The organism is Nocardia brasiliensis NBRC 14402 (assembly GCF_000308475.2).
GTDB lineage: Bacteria > Actinomycetota > Actinomycetes > Mycobacteriales > Mycobacteriaceae > Nocardia > Nocardia brasiliensis.
This window is the reverse complement of record NZ_BAFT02000010.1, coordinates 39,681-64,777: the sequence shown is the minus strand read 5'-3', so window position 1 is coordinate 64,777 and position 25,097 is coordinate 39,681. Positions and strand designations below refer to the sequence as shown.

The 25,097-nt window shown below is 67.7% G+C and carries 24 protein-coding genes; 12 read left to right on the top strand and 12 right to left on the bottom strand.

The annotated features are described in order from the left end of the window. Positions 1-75 precede the first annotated feature (75 nt). A complete protein-coding gene (locus TY25_RS01945; RefSeq protein WP_052382739.1) occupies positions 76-1,512 on the bottom strand; it encodes an HAD-IB family hydrolase in 1,437 nt (478 codons plus the stop codon). After that, on the bottom strand, positions 1,509-3,971 hold the full coding sequence (locus TY25_RS01940; protein ID WP_081868621.1) for a glycerol-3-phosphate 1-O-acyltransferase: 2,463 nt from the start codon (positions 3,969-3,971) through the stop codon (positions 1,509-1,511). Before TY25_RS01940 ends, TY25_RS01945 begins: the two co-directional genes overlap by 4 nt. Positions 3,972-4,268: 297 nt before the next feature. Here TY25_RS01940 and TY25_RS01935 point away from each other — a divergent pair, with 297 nt between their 5' ends. Both TY25_RS01935 and nbtS read left to right on the top strand, forming a co-directional pair. Continuing rightward, positions 4,269-5,033 (top strand): DUF2127 domain-containing protein, encoded by a 765-nt coding sequence (locus TY25_RS01935; protein ID WP_042253610.1) that lies wholly within the window; start codon positions 4,269-4,271, stop codon positions 5,031-5,033. 103 nt (positions 5,034-5,136) lie between these two features. After that, the gene (gene nbtS, locus TY25_RS01930; protein WP_042253609.1) at positions 5,137-6,450 is read left to right on the top strand and encodes a nocobactin biosynthesis salicylate synthase NbtS; all 1,314 of its coding nucleotides are present in this window, start codon (positions 5,137-5,139) and stop codon (positions 6,448-6,450) included. Between the two features lie 47 nt (positions 6,451-6,497). Here the strand turns inward: nbtS and TY25_RS01925 are convergent, their stop codons facing one another. Further along, positions 6,498-8,111 (bottom strand): (2,3-dihydroxybenzoyl)adenylate synthase, encoded by a 1,614-nt coding sequence (locus TY25_RS01925; protein WP_042253607.1) that lies wholly within the window; start codon positions 8,109-8,111, stop codon positions 6,498-6,500. 169 nt (positions 8,112-8,280) lie between these two features. On the opposite strand from TY25_RS01925, the gene TY25_RS01920 reads away from it, so the two are divergent. The 3 genes from TY25_RS01920 (at position 8,281) to TY25_RS01910 (ending at position 11,103) form a co-directional block, all read left to right on the top strand. After that, on the top strand, positions 8,281-9,159 hold the full coding sequence (locus TY25_RS01920; protein ID WP_042253606.1) for an oxidoreductase: 879 nt from the start codon (positions 8,281-8,283) through the stop codon (positions 9,157-9,159). A gap of 154 nt (positions 9,160-9,313) precedes the next feature. Continuing rightward, positions 9,314-9,784, top strand: a complete 471-nt coding sequence (locus tag TY25_RS01915) for a carboxymuconolactone decarboxylase family protein (protein WP_042253605.1) — start codon at positions 9,314-9,316, stop codon at positions 9,782-9,784. Positions 9,785-10,038: 254 nt separating this feature from the next. Further along, positions 10,039-11,103 (top strand): 3-deoxy-7-phosphoheptulonate synthase, encoded by a 1,065-nt coding sequence (locus tag TY25_RS01910; protein WP_042253603.1) that lies wholly within the window; start codon positions 10,039-10,041, stop codon positions 11,101-11,103. A gap of 54 nt (positions 11,104-11,157) precedes the next feature. Here TY25_RS01910 and TY25_RS01905 read toward each other — a convergent pair whose 3' ends face one another. Next, complete coding sequence (locus TY25_RS01905; protein ID WP_042253601.1) at positions 11,158-11,700, bottom strand: class I SAM-dependent methyltransferase; 543 nt, start codon at positions 11,698-11,700, stop codon at positions 11,158-11,160. A gap of 115 nt (positions 11,701-11,815) precedes the next feature. On the opposite strand from TY25_RS01905, the gene TY25_RS01900 reads away from it, so the two are divergent. Next, complete coding sequence (locus TY25_RS01900; RefSeq protein ID WP_042253648.1) at positions 11,816-12,460, top strand: LysE family translocator; 645 nt, start codon at positions 11,816-11,818, stop codon at positions 12,458-12,460. Positions 12,461-12,523: 63 nt separating this feature from the next. Next, the gene (locus TY25_RS01895) at positions 12,524-13,216 is read left to right on the top strand and encodes a trimeric intracellular cation channel family protein (RefSeq protein WP_081868620.1); all 693 of its coding nucleotides are present in this window, start codon (positions 12,524-12,526) and stop codon (positions 13,214-13,216) included. Here the strand turns inward: TY25_RS01895 and TY25_RS01890 are convergent. The 3 genes from TY25_RS01890 to sigJ all read right to left on the bottom strand — a co-directional run bounded on the left by TY25_RS01890 (position 13,209) and on the right by sigJ (position 15,978). Further along, positions 13,209-13,772 carry a dihydrofolate reductase family protein gene (locus TY25_RS01890; RefSeq protein ID WP_042253600.1) on the bottom strand — a complete coding sequence of 188 codons (564 nt, stop codon included), beginning with the start codon at positions 13,770-13,772 and terminating at the stop codon, positions 13,209-13,211. The two genes, TY25_RS01895 and TY25_RS01890, sit on opposite strands and share 8 nt — an antisense overlap. 56 nt (positions 13,773-13,828) lie before the next feature. Then, positions 13,829-15,001, bottom strand: a complete 1,173-nt coding sequence (locus TY25_RS01885) for a pyridoxal phosphate-dependent aminotransferase (protein WP_042253599.1) — start codon at positions 14,999-15,001, stop codon at positions 13,829-13,831. 68 nt (positions 15,002-15,069) lie between these two features. Continuing rightward, the gene (gene sigJ, locus TY25_RS01880) at positions 15,070-15,978 is read right to left on the bottom strand and encodes an RNA polymerase sigma factor SigJ (protein WP_042253598.1); all 909 of its coding nucleotides are present in this window, start codon (positions 15,976-15,978) and stop codon (positions 15,070-15,072) included. Between the two features lie 107 nt (positions 15,979-16,085). Between sigJ and TY25_RS01875 the strand changes: the two genes are divergently transcribed. Beyond that, positions 16,086-16,688, top strand: a complete 603-nt coding sequence (locus TY25_RS01875; RefSeq protein ID WP_042253597.1) for a GNAT family N-acetyltransferase — start codon at positions 16,086-16,088, stop codon at positions 16,686-16,688. Between the two features lie 46 nt (positions 16,689-16,734). Here TY25_RS01875 and TY25_RS01870 read toward each other — a convergent pair whose 3' ends face one another. Genes TY25_RS01870 through TY25_RS01855 form a run of 4 tightly spaced genes read right to left on the bottom strand, consistent with a single transcriptional unit; the run spans position 16,735 to position 19,470 of the window. Then, on the bottom strand, positions 16,735-17,328 hold the full coding sequence (locus TY25_RS01870; RefSeq protein WP_146154097.1) for a hypothetical protein: 594 nt from the start codon (positions 17,326-17,328) through the stop codon (positions 16,735-16,737). Positions 17,329-17,341: 13 nt separating this feature from the next. Then, the gene (locus TY25_RS01865; protein ID WP_042253594.1) at positions 17,342-18,847 is read right to left on the bottom strand and encodes an IQM protein middle domain-containing protein; all 1,506 of its coding nucleotides are present in this window, start codon (positions 18,845-18,847) and stop codon (positions 17,342-17,344) included. After that, complete coding sequence (locus TY25_RS01860; RefSeq protein ID WP_042253593.1) at positions 18,844-19,146, bottom strand: WXG100 family type VII secretion target; 303 nt, start codon at positions 19,144-19,146, stop codon at positions 18,844-18,846. Before TY25_RS01860 ends, TY25_RS01865 begins: the two co-directional genes overlap by 4 nt. A 12-nt stretch (positions 19,147-19,158) precedes the next feature. Further along, positions 19,159-19,470 carry a WXG100 family type VII secretion target gene (locus TY25_RS01855; RefSeq protein WP_042253645.1) on the bottom strand — a complete coding sequence of 104 codons (312 nt, stop codon included), beginning with the start codon at positions 19,468-19,470 and terminating at the stop codon, positions 19,159-19,161. Positions 19,471-19,665: 195 nt separating this feature from the next. Here TY25_RS01855 and TY25_RS01850 point away from each other — a divergent pair, with 195 nt between their 5' ends. From TY25_RS01850 to TY25_RS01835, 4 genes are all read left to right on the top strand, one after another. Beyond that, complete coding sequence (locus tag TY25_RS01850; protein ID WP_029900391.1) at positions 19,666-21,324, top strand: DNA repair helicase XPB; 1,659 nt, start codon at positions 19,666-19,668, stop codon at positions 21,322-21,324. A gap of 41 nt (positions 21,325-21,365) precedes the next feature. Next, positions 21,366-22,034 (top strand): DUF3239 domain-containing protein, encoded by a 669-nt coding sequence (locus TY25_RS01845; protein ID WP_042253592.1) that lies wholly within the window; start codon positions 21,366-21,368, stop codon positions 22,032-22,034. Positions 22,035-22,097: 63 nt separating this feature from the next. Then, on the top strand, positions 22,098-22,736 hold the full coding sequence (locus TY25_RS01840) for a LysE family translocator (RefSeq protein ID WP_042253591.1): 639 nt from the start codon (positions 22,098-22,100) through the stop codon (positions 22,734-22,736). A 73-nt stretch (positions 22,737-22,809) separates the two neighbouring features. After that, positions 22,810-24,213 (top strand): M1 family metallopeptidase, encoded by a 1,404-nt coding sequence (locus tag TY25_RS01835; protein WP_042253589.1) that lies wholly within the window; start codon positions 22,810-22,812, stop codon positions 24,211-24,213. A gap of 17 nt (positions 24,214-24,230) precedes the next feature. Here the strand turns inward: TY25_RS01835 and TY25_RS01830 are convergent, their stop codons facing one another. Continuing rightward, a complete protein-coding gene (locus tag TY25_RS01830; protein ID WP_042253587.1) occupies positions 24,231-25,049 on the bottom strand; it encodes a coiled-coil domain-containing protein in 819 nt (272 codons plus the stop codon). Positions 25,050-25,097 lie beyond the last annotated feature (48 nt).

Sequence of the window (25,097 nt, the reverse complement as noted above, 5' to 3'; positions counted from 1 at the left end):
GATCGGTAGTGGGCTGGATCACTCCCCGGCAGGCCGCATAGCGGAATGCATTGCGGCCCCATGATGTTCGCGCGATCAGTCCGGCCGCGGCCAGTCCAGCAGCAGGTCCACGTAGCGTTGACGGACCGCGGCTACCTCGGCGTCCAGCTTCGCGGGGTCCCAGTCGCTGACGTCGATCGGTTCGAGGATCGCGACATCCACGATGCCCGGGCGTGCGACCATCGCGTTGCGCCGGCAGATCTCGCCCGCGTTGCGAATGACGATCGGAATGACCGGCACCCCCGCCTGCATCGCGATATGGAACGCGCCCTTCTTGAACGGGCCGACCTCCGGTGTGTAGGAACGGGTTCCCTCGGGCGCGACGGCGATCGACAGTCCGCTGCGCAACGTCTCGACTACCGGCGCGAGGGCGGCTTTGGCCGCACTGGTGCTCGAGCGATCGATGAACGTCACACCGACGAAGCGCATCAGCGGTCCGAAGATCGGGTTGCGGGTCAGCTCCTTCTTGCCGATGCCGGTGACGCCGCCGCCGAGCACCTCGGGGACGATGATGATGTCGAACTGGCTCTGATGGTTGAACAGGAACACCGCCGGCCGCGGCGAGCGGGCGTGTTCCGCGCCGAGCACGCGCAGCTGAACACCGGTGATGCTCAAGGTGTTCCCGGCCGCGTGCGCCATCAGCGCGTCGGCCATCTGCTGCCGGTCCTTGGTGGCCGATTTCGCCGCGACACCGTAGAACGCGCCGCCCAGCAGTCCGGCGAAACCGGCGGTGGTGCGGAGATAGTCCGTGGGCCGCGCGGCTCGCCTGGCCGCGAAGTGCACTACGGGCCACCGCCTTTCCGCAGCCGTCGTGGTGAGTCGCGGGTCGGGGTTCACCGCCACCGGATGCCCGACCAGCGCCAACAGCGGCAGGTCCGCGTCGCTGTCCGCGTAGCCGTAGCTGTGTTCGAGATCCAGGTCGTGGTCGGCCGCGAACTCGCGCACCGCCGCGGCTTTACCGTTGCGCCACAGCGTTTTCCCGTCGGCGTAGCCGGTGAGCAAGCCGTCCTGCACCGCCATCGGCGTGCACAGCACATGCTCGATACCGAGCGCCGCCGCCGCGGGCGCCACCTGGAAGCGGGTCAGCGAGCTGGCCAGCACCACGGTGTGCCCTGCGGCTCGATGCGTTCGAATCAGTTGCCACGCTTCGGGATACAGGTACTCGTAGGTGGTCTCGCGGAACAGCCGCACCCCGAGTTCGTCCAGTTCCGCCTCGGGCCGACCCGCCGACACTTCGGCGAGCTGGTGCAGCCACCGGCCGTACGCGCCATCGGTGGTGCCGCCACGGATGCCGCGCAGCAGCACGCTCGCGATATCGCGGCCGGGGAACAGTCGCCGCAACGGGCCCGGCACCGGCGGACCGGCGATGACGGTGCCACCGAAGTCGAAGATCGCGGCGATCCGCGCGCCCTGCGGTCCGGACCGGATCGCGGCGAGTTCCGCGTCCAGATCCCCTGAAACGGTGGGGTTCACCGCAGCGCCCGATTCGACGGATCGAGGGCGGCGGCCTGCGAGATACGGGTACCGATGGTGCGCAGGCGGTCCGCGAATTCCACGCGGCGCTCGGTCAATTCGGCCCTGGTCTTGGCCGAATCGTCGGACACGCGATCCAGCAGGCCGTAGTTGTCCGCGAGTTTCAGTGCGCTGGTGAACAGTTCGGTGGACACCGATTCGGGGCTGTGCAGTCGCTGCTGCAGCATCATCTGCTTGCCCACCGCGACGCATTCGGCGATGAGCTGTTTGCGGTCGATCTCGGTCTCCGGATCGCGCGCGGCCAGCCGTTCGGCGACCACCAGCTGCGCGTCGAAGAACGAGCGAAGTACGCGGTGCGCCATCATGAATCCGGAGTCGGTGAGCCTGGTCATCACCTCCGAACCCAGCGTGTTCTCCCTGGTGTGACTGTGCCATTCCGGATCGAGCAGCAGCATCTCGGCGGTCATCTGTTCGGCGAACTCGGCGCGTTCGGGGAAGAAGAACTCGAACTTCAGCAGGTCGCGCAGCCGGAACGCCTCGTCCCAGCCGGTGCTCAGCTGGTCGGCGCCGTCGCTGTCGAGGGCCGCGAGGATGGACAGTTCGAGGATGGCGCGGTGCACGAACCAGTGCACCGCGCTGTTGCGATAGAACGCGGCTTCCAGGTGCGCGCCCGCCTCGATGGAGTACACCGGCTCCAGTCCGCCGCGATACACGGTGACGACCTTGGCCAGCGAGAGTTGTTCCAGCACAACGGCGAGACCCTGATCGTCGCGCAACGCGGCGAGTTCCCCGTGCGGCAGGTCGCGCTTCTCGATGTAGCCGAGCACCGGCGCGAGCACCGTGCGCACCTCGCCGAGGGTGAGTGCGCGCTCGTGTACGCCGAGCAGCGCGAGGGTGACCAGTGCGTTGACGGTGACCGGGGTGACCGCGTTGATGCCGACCGCGATCTCGAACGCCAGCCGCTGCACGGCTTTGCGCTCCAGTTCGGCGATCTCGGGTGCGTCGGGCTCGCCCTGCCCGAGCTCGGTGTGCCCCGCGGGCGCGGGCTCGGTGCGGTGCAGGGGAATGGTCAGCGGCGGGGTGGTGAGCGGATCGCCGTGCGCGGCAAGCCGATCCCGCGCCGACAGCGGTTCGCCGAAACGCACGTACACGTGCCCGGCCGAATGCTGCTGGCTGCGGACATAACGTGCCAGCCAGGTGAGTCCTTCCGGCTTCTTCTTGCCGCCCACCTGCTCGGTGGCGATGGCGCCCAGTTCGTTCAGCCGCTCATAGGTGATCGACACCGGAACCAGCATGACATCTTCGACCCGGTGCGAACGCACCGCCGAGGCAAGGTAATTCAGGAGCCCGTAGCGCGGCGGCCGCAGCTTGCCGGTGCGGGTGCGCCCGCCCTCGAAGTACCACTCCAGATTGAATCGCTTGGCCAGCAGATAGGCGAAATACTCCTCGACCACCGCCTTGTACACCTCGTCGTCGCCGAAACTGCGGCGGATGAACACGGTTCCGGTGCGCCGGGCGATCGGGCCCATCGGCCAGAAGCTGAGGTTCGCGCCGCCGATCACGTGGTTCGGCGGGAAGTCGTTGCGGGCCAGCACATCACCGAGCACGAACGCGTCGACGTAGGAACGGTGCGAAGGCAGGAACACCAGCGGGAAGCGGCGGTTCAGGTCGCGCAGCGCGGCCAGGCCGGAATCGTCGGAATCCACCTTCCAGGTCGAGGCGTGGATCGGCCGCATCGCCTGGGTGAACAGGTCGGAGACCAATCTGCTCTGGGCGGCGACGAGTTCGTTGAGCGCCTTTTCCGCGCGGCGGTACACCTCGTGCGGGCTCGCGCCGATCTGGTCGGCGATGAGTTCGAGTCTGCGCAGGAAGTCGGGTGAGTCGAGGATCTCTTCGGCCACCAGCCGGGGCACCTTGTAGCGGTCGCCGATGATGGTGCGTTCGGCGCGCTCCAACGCGACGACCGCGGCGCGCACGATGGCGCGCGCGAACGGTTCGGCGCTGCCCTTCGCGAACAAGGCCGCGGCTTCGGGATTGTTCGTGCGCAACTCGCTGAGCAGTGCGGGCTGCCCGGTGAGCACCACGTGCCGGTTCGGCTGGCCGACCAGTTTGCGCTGCGCGAGCCGGTTCGGCTTGCGCGGATTGGTGAGCAGGGCCATGTCGGCGAAGGTGATGCGGCGCACGCCATCACGTTCCGGCGGCAACCAGAGCACCCGCACCGGGACCACGAGCGGGTCGTCGTGCCGGCCGACCAACCGGGTGGCGATCGCGCCCGCGTCCAGATCCAGCTGGGTCACCGGCGCGGTGCTGCCGAACTCACCGGTGAGGCCACCGTCGCTGAGCCAGTTCCCGATCAGTTCGCGTTCCACCGCGGACGCCGCGTCGACCAGGGCCACCACCGATTCCGGCGCCGACGCTCGCTGGATATCCGCGGGCGACCCGCCACGGTGCTCGATCATGACCCGGTTCCCTCCGACTGAAAAGATGCTGTCTCGCCTCCCCGGGGCTTCAAGCCAGCCCCGGGAGCCCCGGCCGTTGCGTCGGCGCCCGGCGGTCAGCAGCGGATTCGGCTCGGCCCGTACCCGGTGAGTTACCCATGTTCCTACGTAGTCAGCTGTTGCGGGCCGGGAAACGTGTGTTGGACAGGATCATAGGTCGCTGCGGCGTGGCCAGGTCGCAAGTTTGTTCGCTTTGGCCAGGATCGAACCGCCGCGCGCGTCCGGCGCTATCTCCCCGAGCCGAATTAGGCTGCGCGGATGGACTGGGCGTTGCGCGCGTGCGGTTGGCACGGCCACTACACCTACCAGCCGGATGAGCCGGATCTGGCGGCGCGATTGCGCGTCGACACCGTCGCGGGGGTGGCGTGGCGCTGCCTGCGCTGTGGCACCTTTGTGCCCGGCGACCCCGTGGGGTCCGGGCCGGCGGATCACGCGCCGGAGGTGCCGCGCGGGCGACTGCTGCGCGATCGCTGGCTGATGCGCGCCTTGGCGATCGAACGACTGCTGCGTGGCCTGGTGCTGGTGGCCGCCGCGTTCGGGGTGCTGAAGTTCCGGTCCTCGCGCGAGACGATGCGGGCGGCGTTCGACCAGGACCTCCCGTTATTGCGCCCGCTGGCCGACCAACTCGGCTGGGACATCGACCGTTCGAAGATCGTGCACCTGATCGACGAGGCGTTCTCTCTGTCGAACACGACCCTGTTGTGGGTGGCGGCCGGGATCTTCGTCTACGCCGGGCTGCAGGTGATCGAGGCGACCGGTCTCTGGCTGATGAAGCGCTGGGGCGAGTATTTCGCGGTGGTCGCGACGAGCCTGTTCCTGCCGCTGGAGATCTACGAGTTGACCGAGAAGATCACCGCGCTGCGGATCGGCGCGCTGCTGATCAATATCGTCGCGGTGGTCTGGCTGCTCTACTCGAAGCGACTGTTCGGGTTGCGCGGCGGTGCCGCCGCCTACCATGCCGAGCACAGTGCAGAGAGTTTGCTGAGCGTCGAGCGTTCGGCCCTGGCAGTACCGGCGAACTAGGCTTCCGTGGGTCCTCGGTTGTGTTCGCCAGCACAGCTCTTCTTGAATCAGGTAATGCTAACCTTACCTCCAAGTCAGCCAGTTTTGAGCTTTTGGAGGATCGTTGTCGACCACGGACGAACGCTTGCGGGTGGAGTATGTAACCGATCCGGCGGCAGCGATGTCCCGACTGGCGGGGGCGGATCGGTTCGGTGAGTACGTCATGTACGAGAGCCCTGGCGAATGGGTCTTCGCCGCCGATCCGATCGGCGGCATCGAATTGGATGTCGAAGAGCTGCGGGTCACCTGGGACGGGAAGACGACCACCAGCGCCTGGGAAGGCAGCCCGGGCGCCGTCATCGATGCGGCGCTGCGCGCGCTGCCGCTGGCCGGCCGCAACGCCTACGGCTGGATCGGATTCGAGTTCTGCGCGTGGGCCTTCCAGGCGACCGAGCACCTGGATCCGCGGACGACGGTGGCGCACTTGATGATTCCCCGGATCGAGGTCCGGGTCGGTCCCTACGGCGTCCGGGTGTCCGGCGCCACCCCGACCGAGACGGGCGATATCCACAGCCTGATCGCCGAATCGCAGGAATCCGAATTGCCCCAGGCGCATCCCGCCGATGTCCGGATCGATCCGACCGGCTACCGGGACCGGGTCGCCGAGGCGGTCGGCGAGATCCAGGCGGGCCGGTATCAGAAGGTCATCCTGTCCCGGAAGGTCGATCTGCCGTTCGTGGTGGACGTGCCCGCGACCTACCGGCTCGGCCGGGCGAACAACACCCCCGCACGCTCGTTCCTGCTCCGCCTTGGCGGACTCGAGGCGGCGGGCTTCAGCCCCGAACTGGTCGCGTCGGTCGACGAGAACCGGGTGGTGACCACGGAGCCGCTGGCCGGTACCCGTGCCTTCGGCCGTGGCGAGGCGGTCGACATGGCGGCCCGGGCCGACCTGGTCAGTGATCCGAAAGAGATCGTGGAGCACGCGATTTCGGTGCGCACCTCGTTCGCGGAGATCGCCGCCGTGGCCGATCCCGGCACCCCCGCGGTCTCCGATTTCATGGTGGTGCGCGAGCGCGGCAGCGTGCAGCACCTCGCCTCCACGGTGCGCGGCCGCCTGGCCGCCGACCGGTCCAGCTGGGACGCGCTCGAGGTGCTGTTCCCGTCGGTCACCGCCTCCGGCATTCCCAAGCGCGAGGGCATCGATTCGGTGTTCCGGCTCGATCACGACGCGCGCGGCCTGTATTCCGGTGCGGTGGTGACGGTTTCGCCCACCGGCGCGCTGGAGGCCACCCTGGTGCTGCGCGCGGTGTACCAGAACACCGAGGGCGCCTGGCTGCGCGCCGGCGCGGGTATCGTCGGGCAATCGCGCCCGGACCGGGAGTTCGAGGAAACCTGCGAAAAGCTCGGCAGCATCGCGCCTTACGTAGTGCGCGCCTGACGACAAGACGGGCAGTACACCGAAAGGTGTACTGCCCGTTTGCTGTCTCACCCCTCGAGGCCGCGCAGCACCTTCTTGTCGATCTTGCCGACGGCGGTGACAGGCAGCGTGTCCGCGCGGCGGAGCACATCGGGCAGTTTGTAGGTGGCCAGGCCGCGGTCGATGAGGAACGTCTTGATCTGCGCCAGGGTCGGCATATCGCCGTCGACGACGAGGACGACGCAGACCTGCTCGCCGAGCGTGGGATCGGGCAGGCCGACCGCGGCGGCGTGCCGCACGGCCGGGTACGCGAGCAGGTGCTCCTCGAGTTCGTCGCAGGAGATGTTCTCGCCGCCGCGATTGATCACGTCCTTGATCCGTCCGGAGACGATCAGGTGACCGCTCGGCAGCCGGCGCACCAGATCGCCGCTGCGGTAGTAACCGTCGGGGGTGAAGGCGCGGGCGTTGTGCTCGGGTGCGCGGTAGTAGCCGCGAATCGTGTAGGGGCCCTTGGTCAGCAGCTCGCCCTCCGCGCCGGGCGGCACATCGTTGCCGTCCGCGTCCACCACCCGGATCTCGTCGTCGGGCGAGAGCGCCCGGCCCTGGGTGGTGCACAGCAGTTCGGTGTCGTCGTCGAGCCGGGTGTAGTTGAGCAGGCCCTCCGCCATGCCGAACACCTGCTGCAGCGTGGCGCCGAGCGCGGGGGTCACCTCGCGCGCGTTGACCTCGGCCAGCTTCGCGCCGCCCACCTGGAGCAGGCGCAGCGAGCTCAGGTCGGCTTCCTCCCATTCGGTTGCGGCGCACCACAGTCGGGCCAGCGGTGGAACCACGGCCGTGACGGTCACCCGGTGTCGTTCGATCGCCGCGAAGGCGTTCTCCGGGCTGGGGTCGGTGACGAAGCTCACCGCGCCGCCCACGCTCACGGTGCCGAGGATGCCCGGGCAGGCGAGCGGAAAGTTGTGCGCGGCAGGCAAAGTGGCCAGATAGACATCGTCCTCGGTGAGTTCGCAGATCGCCGCGCTCGCGGTGGCGTTGTAGACGTAGTCGTCGTGGGTGCGCGCGATCAGCTTCGGCAGACCCGTGGTGCCGCCGGAGACCAGCATCAGCGCGATATCGCCCGGATCGATCTCCGGCAGCGTCTCGCCCGCGCGTGGCACCGAGGCCAGATCGGTGCCGGCGCCGGGCTCGCCGACCACCAGCACGTGCCGCAGCGTCGGCACCGCCGCCCGTACCGTGTCGGCCAGTTCGCGATAGTCGAAGTCGCCGAGGCGGTCCACGATGATGTAGGCGACCGCCTCGGAAAGCGCTGCCAGATGCTCGATTTCGGCTCGGCGGTGGGCGGGCAGCGTCAGCACCGGAATGATGCCCGCGCGTAGTGCGCCGAAGAGCACGGTCAAGAACTCCGGCACGTTCGGCAGCTGCACCACCACCCGGTCGCCCGGCGCGATGCCGAGTGCGAGCAACCCGTGCGCCATCCGGTCGGCCTCCGCGTCGAGCCACGCGTAGCTGCGCGTCTGTTCGGCGTCGAGCAGCGCGGGCCGGTGCGGATGCCGCCGGGCCGTGTCGCGCAGCAGGTCGGCCAGCGGGCGTCCGGTCCAGTATCCGGCGGCTCGGTAGGCGTCGGCCGCTTCGGTGGGGAAGCCGACGTAGCCCGCGCGATGCGTGGTGGATGTCGAAGTCACGGTCTTGCCTCACAGATAACTCGAGCCGAGCGCGGATGGAGGATCTCGGCATATAGGTTAGGCAACCCTATCTCACCGCGGTCGGTGCTGCTACGAAGGCTCTGACCGTCGCTGCGGGGGCTCGCGCGACCCTCGGGAAAGGGCGTGAATTTGTTTAGACTTCTCGGCTATGAGCAGGTGGGATACCTCGGATATACCCGATCAGACCGGACGCACGTTCATCGTGACCGGCGCGAACAGCGGGCTGGGGGCCGTCACGGCACGGGCGCTCGTCCGCGCCGGGGCGCAGGTGGTGCTGGCTTGCCGGAACGTGGCCAAAGGCGAGCGCGTGGCCGCGGAACTGGGGGAGCGCGCGGTCGTGCGCCGGTTGGATCTGGCGAGCCTGGCCTCGATCCGCGAGTTCGCGGCGGCCGCCGCGGGAGCCGACGTGCTGATCAACAATGCCGGGGTGATGGCGCTGCCCGAGCAGCGCACCGCCGATGGCTTCGAAATGCAGGTGGGCACAAACTATCTCGGGCATTTCGCGCTGACCGGCCTACTGCTGCCCAAGATCTCGCAGCGGGTGGTCACCGTGGCCAGCGGTGCGCACGTGATCGGCAAGATCGACCTGGACGACTTGAACTGGGAGCGCCGCAAGTACCAGCGTTGGCAAGCCTATGGCCAGGCGAAGCTGGCCAACCTGATGTTCGCCTACGAACTGCAGCGCAGGCTCACCGCCGCGGGCTCGCCGACGATCTCGGTCGCCGCGCATCCCGGCTACGCCTCGACCGAATTACAGTCGCACACCGAGTCGATTCAGGACCGGGTGATGTGGCTGGGTAACCGGGTGCTCGCGCAGAGCGCCGAAATGGGCGCGCTGCCAACGCTGTACGTCGCCACCACCGAGGTCGAGCCGGGTGGCTACTACGGACCGGCCAGGTTCGGCGGATTGCGCGGCTACCCCGGCGTCTCGGGTTCGTCCAGGGCATCCCGGGACGAAGGCGTCGCGCGGGGCCTGTGGGAGCTGTCGGAAAAACTGACCGGCGTCAGTTACGACTTCGGCAGGTAGGGTCCGCATCGTCTGCCGTCACGAGGTGCATCTGCCAGCGGTATGACGGTGCGTGGTCCACGTCACTGCTCGATCGGTGTCACACCTCGCGGCGCTGCTTCGTCATCTCTGTGAACCGCCCAGCACGGCACGAATCAGAAAGAAGGCAGACATCATGAGCGCTCGCTTCAACCTCTTCGGCAACCGCGTCGCCGCCAGCTTCGTCAAGCGCATGAACACGGCGGGCCGGGTGGTCGCCGAATCCACGCTGCCCGCAGCGACTTACGAGCTGGTCAAGATCCGGGCCAGCCAGATCAACGGCTGCGGCTACTGCACCGACATGCACACCAAGGACGCCGCGCACGCCGGTGAGACCTCGGTGCGGCTCAATCTGGTCGCGGCCTGGCCCGAGGCCACCGTCTTCACCGATGCCGAGCGCGCCGCGCTGGCGCTGACCGAGGAGGCCACCCGCATCGGTGACGGCCGCGGCGTCAGCGACGAGGTGTGGCAGCAGGTGCAGAAGCACTACGACGAGGACCAGATCGCCGCGCTCATCGCCGCCATCGCGATGATCAACGCCTGGAACCGGATGAACGTCATCGCCCGCACCCCCGCGGGCGACTACACCCCGGGTCAATGGGGGTGAATTCCAGACCTGGTACAGTCGCCGACGTGCAGCGCGCGTATTTCTGGTTTAGCAAGCCGGCCCTGGGTGGGCTGGTCTGCGGCAACCACATGCGCTGACGACATTCCACCCCGAGCCGGATATGGACCGGCTCGACGGGGTTTCACGTCCGTGGGTCGGCCGAAGAAAAGGAACCCACGATGACACGAGCTGCCGATATAGATCCGCGTGCCCACCCGTCGCCCGGCCACCACCCCTCATCGAATCGCTGCGCGATGCACGCTGACCTCGATGACCAACGCACCATGAGCGTCAGCCCGCTGCGCTCGCCCGCCGAGGTCCGTCGCGTGCACCCGATCACCGACGAGCTGGCCGGCACCGTCCGCAAGGGCCGCGCCGCCACTGTCGACGTACTGAACGGCGCCGACGATCGCCTCATGGTGATCGTCGGCCCGTGCTCGGTGCACGATCCCGCCGCGGCGCTCGACTACGCCCGCCGGCTGGCTGCCAAGGCGGCTGAGCTGGACGACCGGCTGCACGTGGTGATGCGGGTGTACTTCGAGAAACCCCGCACCACGCTCGGCTGGAAGGGCCTGATCAACGATCCGCACCTGGACGGCTCCTTCGACGTCAACACCGGCCTCGGCATCGGCCGCAAGGTGCTGGTCGACATCACCGCGCTCGGCCTGCCGGTGGCGTGCGAGTTCCTCGATCCGATCACCCCGCAGTACATCGCGGACCTGGTCTCCTACGGCGCCATCGGGGCGCGCACCGCGGCCAGTCAGGTGCATCGGCAGCTGAGCAGCGCGCTGTCCATGCCGGTGGGCATCAAGAACGGCACCGACGGTGACGTGCAGGTGGCCGTGGACGGCGTCCGCGCCGCGGCGGCCAGCCATGTGTTCCCGGGTACCGATCTCGACGGCCGGGCCGCGCTGATCCGCACCACCGGCAACCCGGACTGCCACGTGATCCTGCGCGGCGGCAGCACCGGCCCGAACTACGACGCCGCCTCGGTGGCCGAGGCCTGCCTGCGACTGGAGAAGGCGGCGCTGCCGCAACGACTCGTGGTCGACGCCAGCCACGGCAACAGCAACAAGGACCACAACAAGCAGGTCGACGTGGTGACCGATATCGCCGAGCGGCTGGCGGCGGGCGAACCCGGCGTGGTCGGTGTGATGCTGGAGAGCTTCCTCGTGGCGGGCCGGCAGGACCTCACCCTCGGTAAGGCCGCCGATCTCACCTACGGGCAGTCCATCACCGACGCCTGCCTGGACTGGGAGACCACCGCGAGCCAGCTCGATCGCTTGGCCGACGCGGTCGCGCAGCGCCGTAATCGTTGACGGCCGTGCCGGTTTCGGCTGCCCGCAGGTATGCGCGGGCAGCCGGACCGTCGGTCATTCCGCAGTGGCGAAGACGCCGAGCAGGTCACCGGCGGTGACCACGCGCACGGCGAACCCCGCGTCGGCGAGATGTTCGCGGAGCTCGCCGGGCGGGGGTTTCGGGCTGGTGCTCGTGGTTTCCGGTGCGCCGTAACCGTAGAAGAGGCACAGCATGCCGCCCGGCGCGAGCAGCCTTCGCAGCAGCGCGAGTTCGGCGACCGGTCGTTTCGTCCAGAACGTGTTGACGTTGACCGCCAGGATCTTGTCGAAACCCGCTGCGCCGCAGGCATGCTCGGTCAGGAACCGGGCCGGGTCGAGATCGGCGAGGCTCGCCTGCGCCAGCCGGACCTGCCCTGAATCAATCAGCGCGGCATGGGTTTTCGTGGCCCGCCGGATCGCTGTCGCGGAACGATCGATGCCCACGACGCGCCCGTCGGTCGCCCGCGCGGCGAGATAGGCGATCGAGTTGCTCGACCCAGGGCCGATTTCGAGGATCAGCTCGGTGGGCCGAACGCCCATGACATCGACCATCCATCCGAACCGCCGGTCGTCAGCCATGGTCGCAATGTACGACGGGAACGGCGCCGCCGGGCGTCGTTTGCGCCGGTCGAAAGGCCAGCGACCGGAAAGTGGACCGCGACGCGCGGCCCGCGGTTCGGCGAGAATCGGCAGCGTGATCGAGATGGCGGCGGTGTTCGGGGTGGCGGCGGTGGCGTTGGGCATGGTGCTGACGCCGGGGCCGAACATGATGTATCTGGTGTCGCGCACCGTGGCGCAGGGCAGGCGGGCCGGACTGGTCTCGCTCGGCGGTGTAGCCGCGGGATTCGGGGTGTACCTCCTCGCGGCCGCCGCCGGGATCACCGCCGTTTTCGCGGTGGTGCCCGGTCTCTACCTGGCGGTGAAGCTCGCCGGGGCGGCCTATCTGCTGTGGCTGGCGTGGCAGGCATTGCGACCCGGCGGGACCTCGGTGTTCGCGCCCGCGGCGCTGGCCCCGGACCCGGCACGGCGGCTGTTCACCATGGGCCTGGTCACCAATCTGCTGAACCCGAAGATCGCGATCATGTACATGGCGCTGATCCCGCAGTTCGTGGTGCCCGATCACGGCCAGGTCTGGTTGCAGAGCCTGTGCCTCGGCGCGGTGCAGATCGCGGTGGCCCTGACCGTGAACGGCCTGATCGTGCTCGGTGCGGGCGGCATCGCGACGTTCCTGACCGGTCGTCCGCTCTGGCTGCGCGTGCAGCGCTACCTGATGGGCACGATGCTCGGCGTCATCGCCGTGCTCGTCGCCACCGACCGCGCTCGGCCCACCCCGGCCTGACCTGCTCGTTCGGCCGCTCGTGGCGGGCGGCCGGACGGGGCCGGGTATGGCACGGTGAGCGGCATGGTGCAATTCGGTGCTGAGAGTGTGGCGCTGGCCGGGTATTTCGGCTCGGCGGTCGGTGCGGTGCAGCATCTCGGGGAGTTGTTCGGGGTGTTCGCGTTCGCGAGTTCGGGTGCGCTGCTCGCGGTGCGCCGGGATTTCGACATCTTCGGGATCGTCGTGCTGGCGTGCAGTACGGCGCTCGGCGGCGGGGTCATCCGCGACCTGCTGATCGGTCGGACCCCACCCGCCGCCTTCGTGGACCTGAGCTATCTGTGGACCGCCCTGCTCGCCGCCTTGGTGATCTTCTTCTGGCATCCGCCGCGCCGGCTCACCAAAGGGCCGCTCGAGGTGGCCGACGCGTTCGGCCTCGGATTGTTCTGTGTGACAGGCACTGTCGTCGCCTACACCGCGGGTGCCGGCGCGCCCTCGGCGGCGCTGCTCGGCCTGGTCACCGCGATCGGCGGCGGTGTCATCCGCGACCTGCTCGGCGGCCAGACGCCGAATGTGCTTCGGCCCGACCAGATCTACGCCGTGCCCGCGCTGCTCGGCGCGATCTGTACCGCGGTGCTGTTGCATTTCGAGCTGTATCGCGCGTGGACCGGTGCGCTGGCGGCGCTGGGCGCCATCGGATTTCGCCTTCTCGCCCTGCGTTTCCGCTGGCGGGCGCCGCAGGCGCGCCGGCGACCGGAACCACGCGGACATCTCACCTAGACCCGGTCTCGGACTTCAGTCGGTAGGTCAGCTGGGCGAACTGTCCGATCCGGGTGACATCGACGAGTTCCAGCCGATCGGAAAGGATGCGCCGGGGCAGCAGCGGCGCACCGGCGCCGAGGGTGACCGGCGCGACGCCCGCGATGATCTCGTCCAGCAGGCCGGCGTCGGCGAACTGACCGACCAGCTCACCGCCGCCGAGCACCCAGACATTGCGATCACCGGCCGCCGCGACCATGTCCCGGTGCACCGGCTCGACCGCGCCGGATACGAAACGCAGGTTCGCGTCCGGCAGTGCGGGCAGCTCGCGGTGGGTGAAGACCCAGCACGGGAGCTCGCCGTAGGACTTGTGCCAGTTCTCGGGTTCGTCGTTGGCCAGGATCCACTCGTAGGTGGTCGCGCCCATGCACATCGCACCGACGCCGCCGATGAATTCGTCGACGTTCTGCTCGGCCATCTCGTCGGCGCCCGCGACCGTGAACAGCCAGTCGAGCGAGTTGTGTTCGTCCGCGAGATAGCCGTCGAGAGTCGTCGCCGTGAAATATTGCGTCACCATGCGACCTACCCTGCCAGCAAATACTGACAGGGGATGTCAAGGTTTTCACCTCTTCATCAGCGAATGCCCGCGCGCAACCGGCGCACACCCTCATCGATCGTCTCGTCGCGCTTGCAGAAGGTGAAGCGCACGAGGTGGTTCCACGCGGCGGTGTCGTCGGCGAACACGCTGAGCGGCACCGCGGCGACGCCGAGCCGCTTCGGCAGCTCGCGGCAGAAGGCCAGACCGTCGGCCGTGCCGAGCGGGGTGACGTCGCCGCAGACGAAATAGCCGCCCGCGCTGTAGGTGACGTCGAAACCGGTGTCGGCGAGCGCGGCGGAGAGGCGAAGTCGCTTGGCGGACAGGTCTTCGCGCAGCCCGGCCACCCAGTCCAGTTCGTTGTTCAGCGCGTGCGCGATCGCGGGCTGGAAGGGTCCGCCGCCGACGAAGGTCAGGAATTGCTTGGCCGCGAGCACACCGTCGATCAATTCCTTGGGGCCGCACGCCCAGCCGATCTTCCAGCCAGTGACGTTGAAAGTCTTTGCCGCGCTGGACACCACGACGGTGCGTGCGGCCATGCCCGGCAGCGTGGCCAGGCTGATGTGCTCGGTGCCGTCGAACACCAGGTGCTCGTACACCTCGTCGGTGAGCACCAGAAGATCGTGCTCGCAGGCGATTTCGGCGATGGCCTGCAGGTCGGCCCGGCCCAGCACGGTGCCGGTCGGGTTGTGCGGCGAGTTGACCACCAGCATCCTGGTGGCCGGGGTGACGGCGGCGCGCAGGCTGTCCAGGTCGAGCACGAAGCGGTCGCCGTCGGCGACCAGGTGCGCGGTCCGCCGCTGGGCGCCGGCCAGTGCGACCGCCGCGGCGTAGGAGTCGTAGTACGGCTCGATCAGTACCACTTCCGCGCCCGGCTCGACCAGGCCGAGGATCGCGGCGGCGATCGCCTCCGTCGCGCCGACCGTCACCAGCACCTCGCTGTCGGGGTCGTACTCGGTGCCGTAGCGGCGGGCCCGGTCGGCGGCGACGGCGCGGCGCAGTTCGGGCCTGCCGCGGCCCGGCGGGTACTGGTTGAGGCCGTCGGCGATGGACTGCCGGGCCACCTCGAGCATCCCCGCGGGCCCGTCGGTATCCGGGAAACCCTGGCCGAGATTGACCGCGTCGTGACGCACCGCGAGCTCGGTCATCTCGGCGAAGATCGTGGCGGCGAACGGGCGCAGGCGGGCAACGGTGGCGGGTTGCGGAGGCATATCCGCAGCGTAGTGAATTCACCGCCGGGGCAGGCCGTCGGATGAGGGGCGAACGATAGGGGGTTGCCTCAGCCGAGCCGCACGCCGGTGAGCTTCGCCGGGTTCGCCAGGTCGTAGGTACCCCAGACCAGTCCGTCGCGGATGGTGAATCCGATCACCCGCGCCGGGCGTTCCTCGTCGGCCGCGGTGACCGCGACGCCGAGCTGTCCGTTCACCGAGACGAGTTCGGCGGTGAACATGGGGTCCGCCGCGTCCGGCGTCATGCCGTATTTGCGCACGATGCCCAGATAGAACCGCGCGATCCGGTCCGCGCCCCGCACGACGTTGATCGCGGTGGACGTGGTGCCATCGGCGTCGCCGATCACGATCGAATCCGGGTGCAGCGCAGCGGCAACCGCGCGCACGTCACCCGAACCCAACGCGTCCAGGAAGCGGTGTACGGCGGCCTCGTGCTCGGCGTCGGGCACCGGCGGCGGGGTGTGCGCCACGGCCTTGCGCGCCCGCGCGGCGAGCTGGCGCGCCGCCTCCGGCGAGACGTCGAGCAGCTGCGCGATCTCGGTGAACGGCACCGAAAGGCCTTCGTGCAGTACGAAAGCCACGCGCTGGGGCGGAGTCAGGCTGTCCAGCACCACCATTGCCGCAAGGCGGTAGTCCTGGTGGCGGACCACGATCTCCAGGGGGTCCGGCATGCTCGACCTGGCGCGGCCGGTCACCACGGGTTCCGGCAGCCATTGGCCCACATAGCTTTCCCGGCGCACCGCGGCACTGCGCAAGCGGTCCAGGCAGATCCGGCTCACCACGGTGGTCAACCAGGCGCGCAGATCGTCGATCTCGGATTGATGCGCTCCCGCCAGGCGCAGCCAGCTCTCCTGCACCGCGTCCTCGGCGTCGCCGACGCTGCCCGTCAGCCGATACGCGACCGAGAGCAGATGCGCTCGATGTGATTCGAACTGTCCGGCAAGCAGAGCGGCAACCATCGAGACGATTCTACGATCTGTCCTAGACGGGGTTTACCCCGGTGCCGTCCGGGCAACGCGCGCGAAACCCCGTGAACTGTCCGCGCTGTTCATGACAACATGACTCGATGGATGCACAGGTGCTGACGAACGGAACGGTATGGCTGTCGATCCCCACGAGCGAGGACATCGACGCCATCACCGAGTGTTGTCAGCATCCGTCCATCGGCGAATGGGTGACCATTCCGGTGCCGTACACCCGCGAGAACGCGAAAACCTTCATCGAGGACATCGTCGGACCCGGTTGGGCGGGTAAGAGCCCGACCTGGGCGGTGCGCGAGCGCGCCGACGGACCCGTCGTCGGCATGATCGGTCTCGGTGAACGCGACGAATCGTCCGCCGAGATCGGCTACTGGCTGGCGCCGCGGGTCCGCTCGCGCGGCCTGATGAGCCAGTCTGTCGCGCTGGTCTGCGACTACGGCTTCCGTCCCGACCGGCTCGCGCTGCAACGCATCAGCTGGCGTGCGTTCGTCGGCAACTATCCTTCGGCCGCCGTGGTCCGCCGCACCGGCTTCCGCTACGAGGGCCTGTCCCGGCTCGGCAGCCTGCAGCGCGGCCGCCGCCGCGACCACTGGCTCGCCGCCCGCCTCAACACCGACCCCGCCGGCCCCGTCGCCGACTGGCCCGCCGAATTCCACCGCACCCTCGAACCCTCCCCACACCCCCACTGACCCCGCCCCCACCCCGATTCCCGTGGTGTGCGGTAGCCGCCGTTGATCAGCCGCGCTCGAGTATCGTGATGTCGTCTATTTTCAGTGCGGTCGATTCGATGAGTTCTTGAACAATCACCGATGATCCAGCGGAGCCCTCTGGCACCAGTACGTCAGTAGCGGATTTGCCGATGCGACTCGGCCACGCCAAACCGAGGGTGATCCCCGAGCGCAGCATCACAATCAACCCTTCGCCGCCATCGACCGCCTTGAATGTCTTTCCTACCTTGCCTTCGATGGCGGGCCATGGAGTCGAGATCTGCGCGATCGGCTGCAGCGATGCAAAATCGGCCCATCGAGATATCGAAATCTCTCTGACGGCCGGAATTGTCCACGGTCGCTTGCCGTCGAGTTCGTCTACGATGCGCTCGAGAAACTTTCGAATGACCTGAGGTGATTGTCTCATCTGCACGATTGTGTCGAGCTCTTCCCCTGCGGCAATGGCATCGGCAAGAGATTGGTACGTCTTTTCGATGGTAAAGTCCCCCGGCGGCTTGGCCAAAAGACTTTCGGCAATGCGACGTGCTTCGTTCTCGTCCAGCTCGGAGAATTGTGCCATGTAGAGGACGGTATTCAACACTGGACGCCATTCGTTACTCATTTGGTCCTCTCTGTCAGTTGGGGGCGGTCATCTTGACTTGTGAAGCGTCAATGGACACACCTTGATTCCTGAGCCGGTCAAGTACTTGCTCGGTGTATTCTCGCGAAGGTTTGTAGTGCCCACTCTGGTCGGTAACCAGCTTGAGTTCGCCGTTTACTACTTGTAGCTCGCCTGCACCCGACACCGGCTTGCCGCCGAGGAAGCTGGAGTGGTGGAACTCGCCTATCGCATGGTTTGTAGAGGCGTAGAGATTGCCTTTCTCGTCCATTACAAATATTGCTCGTCCTGTGCCCGAGTGCGCCGTCTGTGCAGTGGTTGTGTCGAACAAGCTGCCGGTGGCGTCGTATATTTTTCCGTTCTTGACCGTCAGCTGATATGCTTCACGTTCCTCGTCGGTGAGATACTTTACCTGAGATCCTGGCCAGATGGAATTGCCGGGAATTTCTTCGCCTGCGTAATGTGGATCCATTCCTGTCGATTTATAATTCGGCAGCGGTACCTTCGGGGTATTGCCGTGGTCCGGGCTGCTCGGATCGCGGTCGTCACCCTTTCTCCTTCGGAGCCGGTTTCGCAGATCCTCGATGGCCTTCTTGCCCCTTGCCAGGACCGCCCTCGCGTCTGCGGCGAGGCCTTTGAGCTGTAGGGCTTTGCGTGCTCGCCAGGCGCTGACTGCGGCTTTGATTTTCCCGGCCCAGCGGCGGGCGGATTCGACTGCTTTGGCGCCGGCGATGAGGCCGCCGACTCCGGTGAGGCAGGTGGCGATGACGGTGACCGCGGCGTCGATCGCGGCTTCCTGGATGATGGCCTCGATGAAGCCTTTGATCTCGTTGCGGAGCTCGACGATTGATTCTTTGTAATCGGTGCAGGTCTTACTGATCGCTTTGCACGTGTCGAGCAGCCCGGCGATCGAGGTCTCGATGGTCGCGAGGTCTTCGCGGACCTGTATCGCGTCCGTGGAGACCACGTCATCGAAAAGGCTTGCCGCGATGGTGATCTTGTCTTTGGCGTTGGTGTTCTGGTAGATCGTGCCGAGCCGGTTCCAGGCGTCGGCGGCCCGGGTCAGAGTGTCGGTGTTCCCGTCCGGGAGCGGGCAATTGATGGCGTCGAGGACCTCGATAGAGGTCTTCGCCAGGCCTTGCGGGGTGCCCCCGGCAGCTGAGGCCGGCAGCGCGTAAGGGCCGAAGGTCACCGTCGATGCCGCGTCTTGGGGACGGTCGGGCTGAGTTGTGCCCTTCAGCGCCGCATCGGATTTGGCGTGTTCGAAACCGATGTCGTTGAGAGCTGTGCCATACGCGCGCAACGTCGCGAAGGTCTGGTCGAAGAACGCGACGGCTTCACGCGCCGATTCATCGTAGGACCCGGCCCAGGCACGGCCGTCCTCGTCCCGCCCCGCCATCTGACCACAGCTGTTGAGTTCCCCGAAAACGTATTTGAAGCTGTCGTTCAACGCCGCCGCAGCATCGAAACAGTTGGTGGCGGCCTGGTAGTAGACCTTGGGGTCCACCTCGAGCTTGCTCATACACCCAGAATTCGCAGCGTTTCAGCACCGGCAGTGGTGTAGCTTTCGTGAGCCTTGGCCAGCGCCGTCTCCAACACCGCCAGACCGTCCTGCATATCGGTCACCCCCGCGACCCACTCCCTGTGCGCGTCGCTATAGGCCACCGCCGCAGCACCGACCCACACACCTTCGACCTCTGCGGCTTTCGCCTCGAGCTCGGCCAGCCGATCAGCGACCGCGGCCTTGTATCCACGCATCCGCGCAGCCAACTGCTCGAGCGCGTCGAGATCGACCGAGAACGACGGCGTATCAGCAGTCACCAGTGCCCCCCTTCACGGCAAATCCAGAGAACTCACACCCGAAGCGAAGGACTGATCAGCCGACTGAAAAGTCTCGGCAGTAACCCCCAAACCGCCCGCCAACTCCAGCAACGCATCCCACACCTGATCGGCGCCCTCGTGGAACTCGTTCCACGCCGCCCCGAACGCACCCGCGTTGTTGCCGCTCCACCCCTCGATCGTGGACTTCGCATCGGTGACCAGCGACGCATACCCCGACCGGCACTCCTCAGCGATCCTGTACGCCAAACGCCCCAACGCCTCGACTTCCTCAGGATCAACCCGCACACACGACCCATCACCCATGATCAGCCACCCCTCCAATACCTGGTTCAGATCACCTGGTCATGAACTATGACGCGCCAGACGTTCGTGCGGTTCCAGGTCGAGATCACTCGTGTTCCCCGCCGTCGAGCGTCGATCCAGAGAGTTACGGTACCGGCCGTGGGCGGGTGTCGGGGGGTTCAGGAAGAATAGGGGGAATCGATGCGAGGAGGGGCTGTGACGGACGGTCCGCTGATTGTGCAGAGTGACAAGACGCTGCTGCTGGAGGTCGACCACGAGTTGGCCGACGCGGCGCGGCAGGCCATCGCGCCGTTCGCCGAGCTGGAGCGGGCGCCGGAGCACGTGCACACCTATCGGGTGACGCCGTTGGCGCTGTGGAACGCGCGGGCGGCAGGGCACGACGCCGAGCAGGTGGTGGACGCGCTGGTCAGCTTCTCCCGGTACGCGGTGCCGCAGCCGCTGCTGGTGGACGTGGTGGACACCATGGCCCGGTACGGGCGGTTGCAGCTGGTCAAGCATCCGGCACACGGTTTGACCCTGGTCAGCCTGGACCGCGCGGTGCTGGAAGAAGTGCTGCGGCACAAGAAGATCGCGCCGATGCTCGGCGCCAGGCTGGACGACGACACGGTGGTCGTGCACGCCTCCGAGCGCGGGCGGATCAAGCAGATGCTGTTGAAGATCGGCTGGCCCGCGGAGGACCTGGCCGGCTACGTCGACGGCGAAGCGCACCCCATCGACCTGGACTACAGCGATGACAAGTGGCATCTGCGCGACTATCAGGAACTGGCCGCCGACTCGTTCTGGGCGGGCGGGTCCGGCGTCGTCGTGCTGCCGTGTGGCGCGGGCAAGACCATGGTCGGCGCGGCCGCGATGGCCAAGGCGAAGGCGACCACGTTGATCCTGGTCACCAACACCGTGGCCGGTCGGCAGTGGCGGCGCGAGCTGCTGGCGCGCACCTCGCTCACCGAGGACGAGATCGGCGAGTATTCGGGCGAGCGCAAGGAGATCCGCCCGGTCACCATCGCCACCTATCAGGTGATCACCCGGCGGACCAAGGGCGAGTACAAGCACCTGGAACTGTTCGACAGCCGCGACTGGGGCCTGGTCATCTACGACGAGGTGCACCTGCTGCCCGCGCCGGTCTTCCGGATGACCGCCGATCTGCAGTCGCGTCGGCGCCTCGGCCTGACCGCGACCCTGGTCCGGGAGGACGGCCGCGAGGGCGACGTCTTCTCGCTGATCGGCCCGAAGCGTTACGATGCGCCGTGGAAGGACATCGAGGCGCAGGGCTGGATCGCCCCGGCCGACTGCGTCGAGGTGCGGGTGACGCTCACCGACGCGGAGCGGATGGCCTACGCGACGGCGGAACCGGAGGAGCGCTACAAGCTGTGCTCCACCGCACGCACGAAAATCCCGGTGGTGCAGTCGATTCTGGCCAAGCACGCGGACGCGCCGACGCTGGTGATCGGCGCGTACCTGGACCAGCTCGACGAATTGGGCGCCGCGCTCAACGCGCCGGTGATCCAGGGTTCGACGAAAACCAAAGAGCGAGAAGAGCTCTTCGAAGCGTTCCGGCAGGGTGAGGTCCCCGTGCTGGTGGTGAGCAAGGTGGCGAACTTCTCCATCGATCTGCCGGAAGCCTCGGTCGCGGTGCAGGTTTCGGGTACGTTCGGTTCCCGGCAGGAGGAGGCGCAGCGTCTCGGTCGGCTGCTGCGGCCGAAACACGATGGTGGCCAAGCGCATTTCTATTCGGTGGTGGCCAGAGACACCCTCGACGCCGAATACGCCGCGCATCGCCAGCGTTTTCTCGCCGAACAGGGGTATGCCTATCGCATCACCGACGCAGACGACCTGCTCGGTCCGGCCATCGGATAAGCGGAGACAATTCCTCCGCAAGCTGTGCTAGGAATAGGGACGTGCGACGCTTCGAATTCCCGGTCGACCGCAAACATGCCCATGCGGTCAACGAGGTGTTCGCCGACCAGCGACGGCTGCGCATCATGGCGATCGCGGCGGGGATCATCGCGACCACCGGCGCGGCGTATCTGATCTGGCTCGACCATCCGTGGGCCTATCTGCTGGCGGTCGCGTTCGTGCTCGGCGCGGTGGTATCGGTGTGGGTGGCCGTCTGGACCTCGCGACACGCCAGCATGGACAAGCTGTATGCCGACGGCGAACTGGTGCCCGCGGTCATCTCGGAGACCTACCCGTCCGGCGTGGTGCTGCTGGCGCTGGTCGACGTGGCCAAGCCGGGCGCCACCGACTCGCACTACGCGCTGGTCATCCGTAAGGTCCGCGCGCTGCCGGGGCACGCGGCGAAAGCGGGCGAGCGGGTGCCCGCAGTCGCGGTGCGCACCGATCGGGCGCCGCGGCAGGTGGGGGAGCGCTGGCAGTCGGTCAGTGCGATGCCCATCGCCTGGGGCACCACCGACGCAGCCGTCATCGAACGTGCCAGGGAAGCGATCAGCGACGTCGAATGGCGGCTGCTCACCGACAATCTCGCGCTCGCCGACAAGGTGCGCCGCGCTCCGGCCCGGCGCCTGCTGCTCGATCCGCACCAGTTGCCCGGCGACCTGGGTTCCTGACCGGCGACGAGTCCGCTTCTGATCTCCCTTAATTCGGGTTGCCACTGCGCATAGACTCCGAAGATGGTTCCACTGTCCAACCTGCTGGCGTTTCTGGCCGCGGCGGTCGTCCTCATCATCGTGCCCGGTCCCGGCGTGCTGTTCACCATCGGCCGGGCGCTGACCCTGGGCCGGCGCGCGGCGCTGCTCTCGGTGGCCGGGCACTGCATCGGCGTCTTCTTCGTGCTGCTCCTGGTCGCGGTGGGGCTCGGCACCCTGCTCATGGCGTCGGCCTTGGCGCTCGCGGTGATCAAGTTCGCCGGTGCGCTGTATCTGATCTATATCGGCATCCAGGCGATCCGGGAGCGCAAGTCGCTGCGCGCCGCGCTGGGCGCCGACGTTCCGGTCGTGCCCACCACGAAGGTGCTGCGGCAGAGCGTGCTCGTGGGGCTCACCAACCCGAAGGCCATCGTGTTCTTCGCGGCGATCCTGCCGCATTTCGCCGATCCGGCGGTCGGCTCGCTGCAGCTGCAGTTCCTGATTCTCGGCTCGCTGTTCCTGGCCATCGCGGTGGTGTGCGACAGTGCGTGGGCACTGCTGGCGGCCTCGGCGCGGTCGTGGTTCGCGCGCTCGCCGCGTAGGTTGGAAGCGGTCGGCGGTGCAGGCGGGATGATGATCGTCGGCCTCGGCGCGTCGGTGGCACTGACCGGCAGCGCCGACTGAACCGACTACCATCCACCGAGGCTCGGTACGCCCGTACCGAAATGCCCGGCGGCGAAAAAGGGGTGGTGTGCGAATGAGGTTCGCCGGCTTGGTATGTGCCGCGGTCGCCGGAGCGCTCGTCACCGTCTCGGTGCCCGCCGCGGCAGACCCGCCGCCGGATCCGACGGTCGGTGCGCCGGGTCTCGGGGATCCGTACTACCCGCTGGACGGCAACGGCGGCTACGACGCCCGCCACTACGACGTCACCATCGAGTACGACCCGCCGAGTCATCAGCTCACCGGGTCCACCCGGATCGATGCCGTCGCCACCCAGGCGTTGCGCATGTTCAACCTGGATTTCGCGGGTCCGGACGTGCGGAGGGTCTCGGTGAACAACCAGCCCGCGTCGTTCGCCCGCAACGGCGAGCACGAACTCACCGTGACCCCGATGCTGCCGCTGCTGCCCGGCCTGTTGTTCACCGTGACCGTGGACTACGCGGGCACCGCCGAGAACACCGAGGGTGACGGCTGGACCTACGCGCCGAGCGGCGGCGCCTTCGCCGCAGGCGAGCCGCACTCCGCCTCGACCTGGTACCCGCTCAACGACACGCCGCTGGACAAGGCGACTTTCGCGCTGCACGCGACGGTCCCGGCGGAGTGGGAGGTGGTCTCCAACGGTCTGCGCACGCAGGACGCGGTGCAGGGCGACCGGCGCACGGTCAGCTGGGCGGTGAACCAGCCGGTGGTCGGTTACCTGACCACGGTCGCGATCGACAAGTTCAGCTTCCTGGAGCAGCGCCGCGCCGACGGCACCCCGCTGATCAGCGCCTTCGCCCCGGAGGCCGAGCGCAACCGGGAGACCGAGCAGCGGCTGCCGGAGATCCTCGACTTCATCGAAAGCCTGTACGGCCCTTACCCGTTCGAGACCTCGGGCGGCATCTACGTGGATGCCGACATCATGTTCTCGCTGGAGACCCAGACCCGGCCGATCTACGCGCCGTGGACCGATCTGCCGACCGTGGTGCACGAGATCGCACACCAGTGGTGGGGCGATTCGGTGTCGGTGCGCCAGTGGTCCGATATCTGCCTGAACGAATGCTTCGCCAGCTACACCGCCGACTACCTGTGGCCGGAGCAGAAGGAGGGCAAGGACGTCGACGCGGAGTATCGCCAGACGCTGCAGAAGTACCTGGACAACAACGAGTTCTGGCAGATCCCGCTGGCGAACCCGGGCGCCGGAAACGAATTCACCTCCGTCTACTACCGCGGCCCGCTGTTCCTGCACGCGCTGCGCAGGCAACTCGGCGACGCCGCGTTCTTCGGCGCGGTAAGGGAATTCAACATGAATCACGTCTACGGTAACGCGTCGATGCCGGAGTTCCGCAAGTTCGTGCAGTCCAAATCGCCGACGGATCTCACCGGCTTCTTCGGTGCCTGGCTCGATCAGGCCGCCCCGCCGCCGGACGAGTATCTCTACCCGGGCAGCCTGCGCAGCTGAGCCGCGCACCGCTGTCGTCAGTCCGCGACGCGCTCGCGGGCCCGCGCCACCCACCGCTCGACCCGGTCGAGTTGTCGCTCGGCCGTACGTAATCGGTCCTGCGCCGCGCGCTCGGCGGTGCGGCCGAACTGACGCTCCTGCTCGGCGTGCGCGAGCGCGTCTTTCAGCTCGGCGATCCGGGAATCGATGTCGCCCAGTCGATTCGTCGCCTGCTCGGCCTCTTCGGCGGCGGAATCCTTTGCCGCGCGGGCGGACTCGAGAGCTTCCAGTGCGTCGTCCAATTCGCGGCGTGCGTCGTCGTCGGCTGTGGTGTCCTGCGGCGGTTCGGCGGGGGGATCGTCGACCGCCACGAGGCCGGGACCGGACGGGCCGAAGCCCGAGTAGGTCTGTGCGGTGGCCAAGGTGCCGGTGCGTACCAGGTCGGCGACCTCCGGGTCGGCGAGCGCCGCGGTCAGGGTCTGCCCGACCTCGCGCAGCACGTTCTCGCTCACCGGGTGCCCCTGCTCGGCCGCGAGCGCGCCCGCCTTCTTCGCCAGCGCGTTGACCGCCTGCTGGCGTTGTCCGGTGAGGGTGCGCAGTTCGTCGCCGGACAGCCGCTGCTGGGCGGTGCGCAACGCGGCACCCAGTTGCAACAGCGCTTCGACCTCGTCCGGCACCGCACGGGCCAGCAGGTTCGCCGTCCACGCGGTGACCGTCGGTTTGCGCAACTTGCCGATCGCGGCCGCGAGTTCCTTGTCGCCCGCGTCCTTGGCGGTCTTGACCTGGGCGGTGCGCGCCGGCACGAACTCGTTCGGCGGGAGCCCGTACAGGTCGACGGCGATGTCGTCCAGGGTCATACTGACCAAGCGTAACGACTTGCTCGCAGGAACCGACAGAGACCACGT

Coding starts and splice junctions, on each gene's coding strand:
- TY25_RS01855 (WP_042253645.1), bottom strand. CDS start 19,470: ATGGGTGATGGGTCGTGTGTGCGGGTTGATCCTGAGGAAGTCGAGGCG.
- TY25_RS01905 (WP_042253601.1), bottom strand. CDS start 11,700: ATGGCTGACGACCGGCGGTTCGGATGGATGGTCGATGTCATGGGCGTT.
- TY25_RS01890 (WP_042253600.1), bottom strand. CDS start 13,772: ATGGTGACGCAATATTTCACGGCGACGACTCTCGACGGCTATCTCGCG.
- TY25_RS01830 (WP_042253587.1), bottom strand. CDS start 25,049: ATGACCCTGGACGACATCGCCGTCGACCTGTACGGGCTCCCGCCGAAC.
- TY25_RS01920 (WP_042253606.1), top strand. CDS start 8,281: ATGAGCAGGTGGGATACCTCGGATATACCCGATCAGACCGGACGCACG.
- TY25_RS01840 (WP_042253591.1), top strand. CDS start 22,098: ATGGTTCCACTGTCCAACCTGCTGGCGTTTCTGGCCGCGGCGGTCGTC.
- TY25_RS01865 (WP_042253594.1), bottom strand. CDS start 18,847: ATGAGCAAGCTCGAGGTGGACCCCAAGGTCTACTACCAGGCCGCCACC.
- sigJ (WP_042253598.1), bottom strand. CDS start 15,978: ATGGTTGCCGCTCTGCTTGCCGGACAGTTCGAATCACATCGAGCGCAT.
- TY25_RS01935 (WP_042253610.1), top strand. CDS start 4,269: ATGGACTGGGCGTTGCGCGCGTGCGGTTGGCACGGCCACTACACCTAC.
- TY25_RS01885 (WP_042253599.1), bottom strand. CDS start 15,001: ATGCCTCCGCAACCCGCCACCGTTGCCCGCCTGCGCCCGTTCGCCGCC.
- TY25_RS01870 (WP_146154097.1), bottom strand. CDS start 17,328: ATGAGTAACGAATGGCGTCCAGTGTTGAATACCGTCCTCTACATGGCA.
- TY25_RS01940 (WP_081868621.1), bottom strand. CDS start 3,971: ATGATCGAGCACCGTGGCGGGTCGCCCGCGGATATCCAGCGAGCGTCG.
- TY25_RS01875 (WP_042253597.1), top strand. CDS start 16,086: ATGGATGCACAGGTGCTGACGAACGGAACGGTATGGCTGTCGATCCCC.
- TY25_RS01835 (WP_042253589.1), top strand. CDS start 22,810: ATGAGGTTCGCCGGCTTGGTATGTGCCGCGGTCGCCGGAGCGCTCGTC.
- TY25_RS01895 (WP_081868620.1), top strand. CDS start 12,524: ATGGTGCAATTCGGTGCTGAGAGTGTGGCGCTGGCCGGGTATTTCGGC.
- TY25_RS01910 (WP_042253603.1), top strand. CDS start 10,039: ATGCACGCTGACCTCGATGACCAACGCACCATGAGCGTCAGCCCGCTG.
- TY25_RS01915 (WP_042253605.1), top strand. CDS start 9,314: ATGAGCGCTCGCTTCAACCTCTTCGGCAACCGCGTCGCCGCCAGCTTC.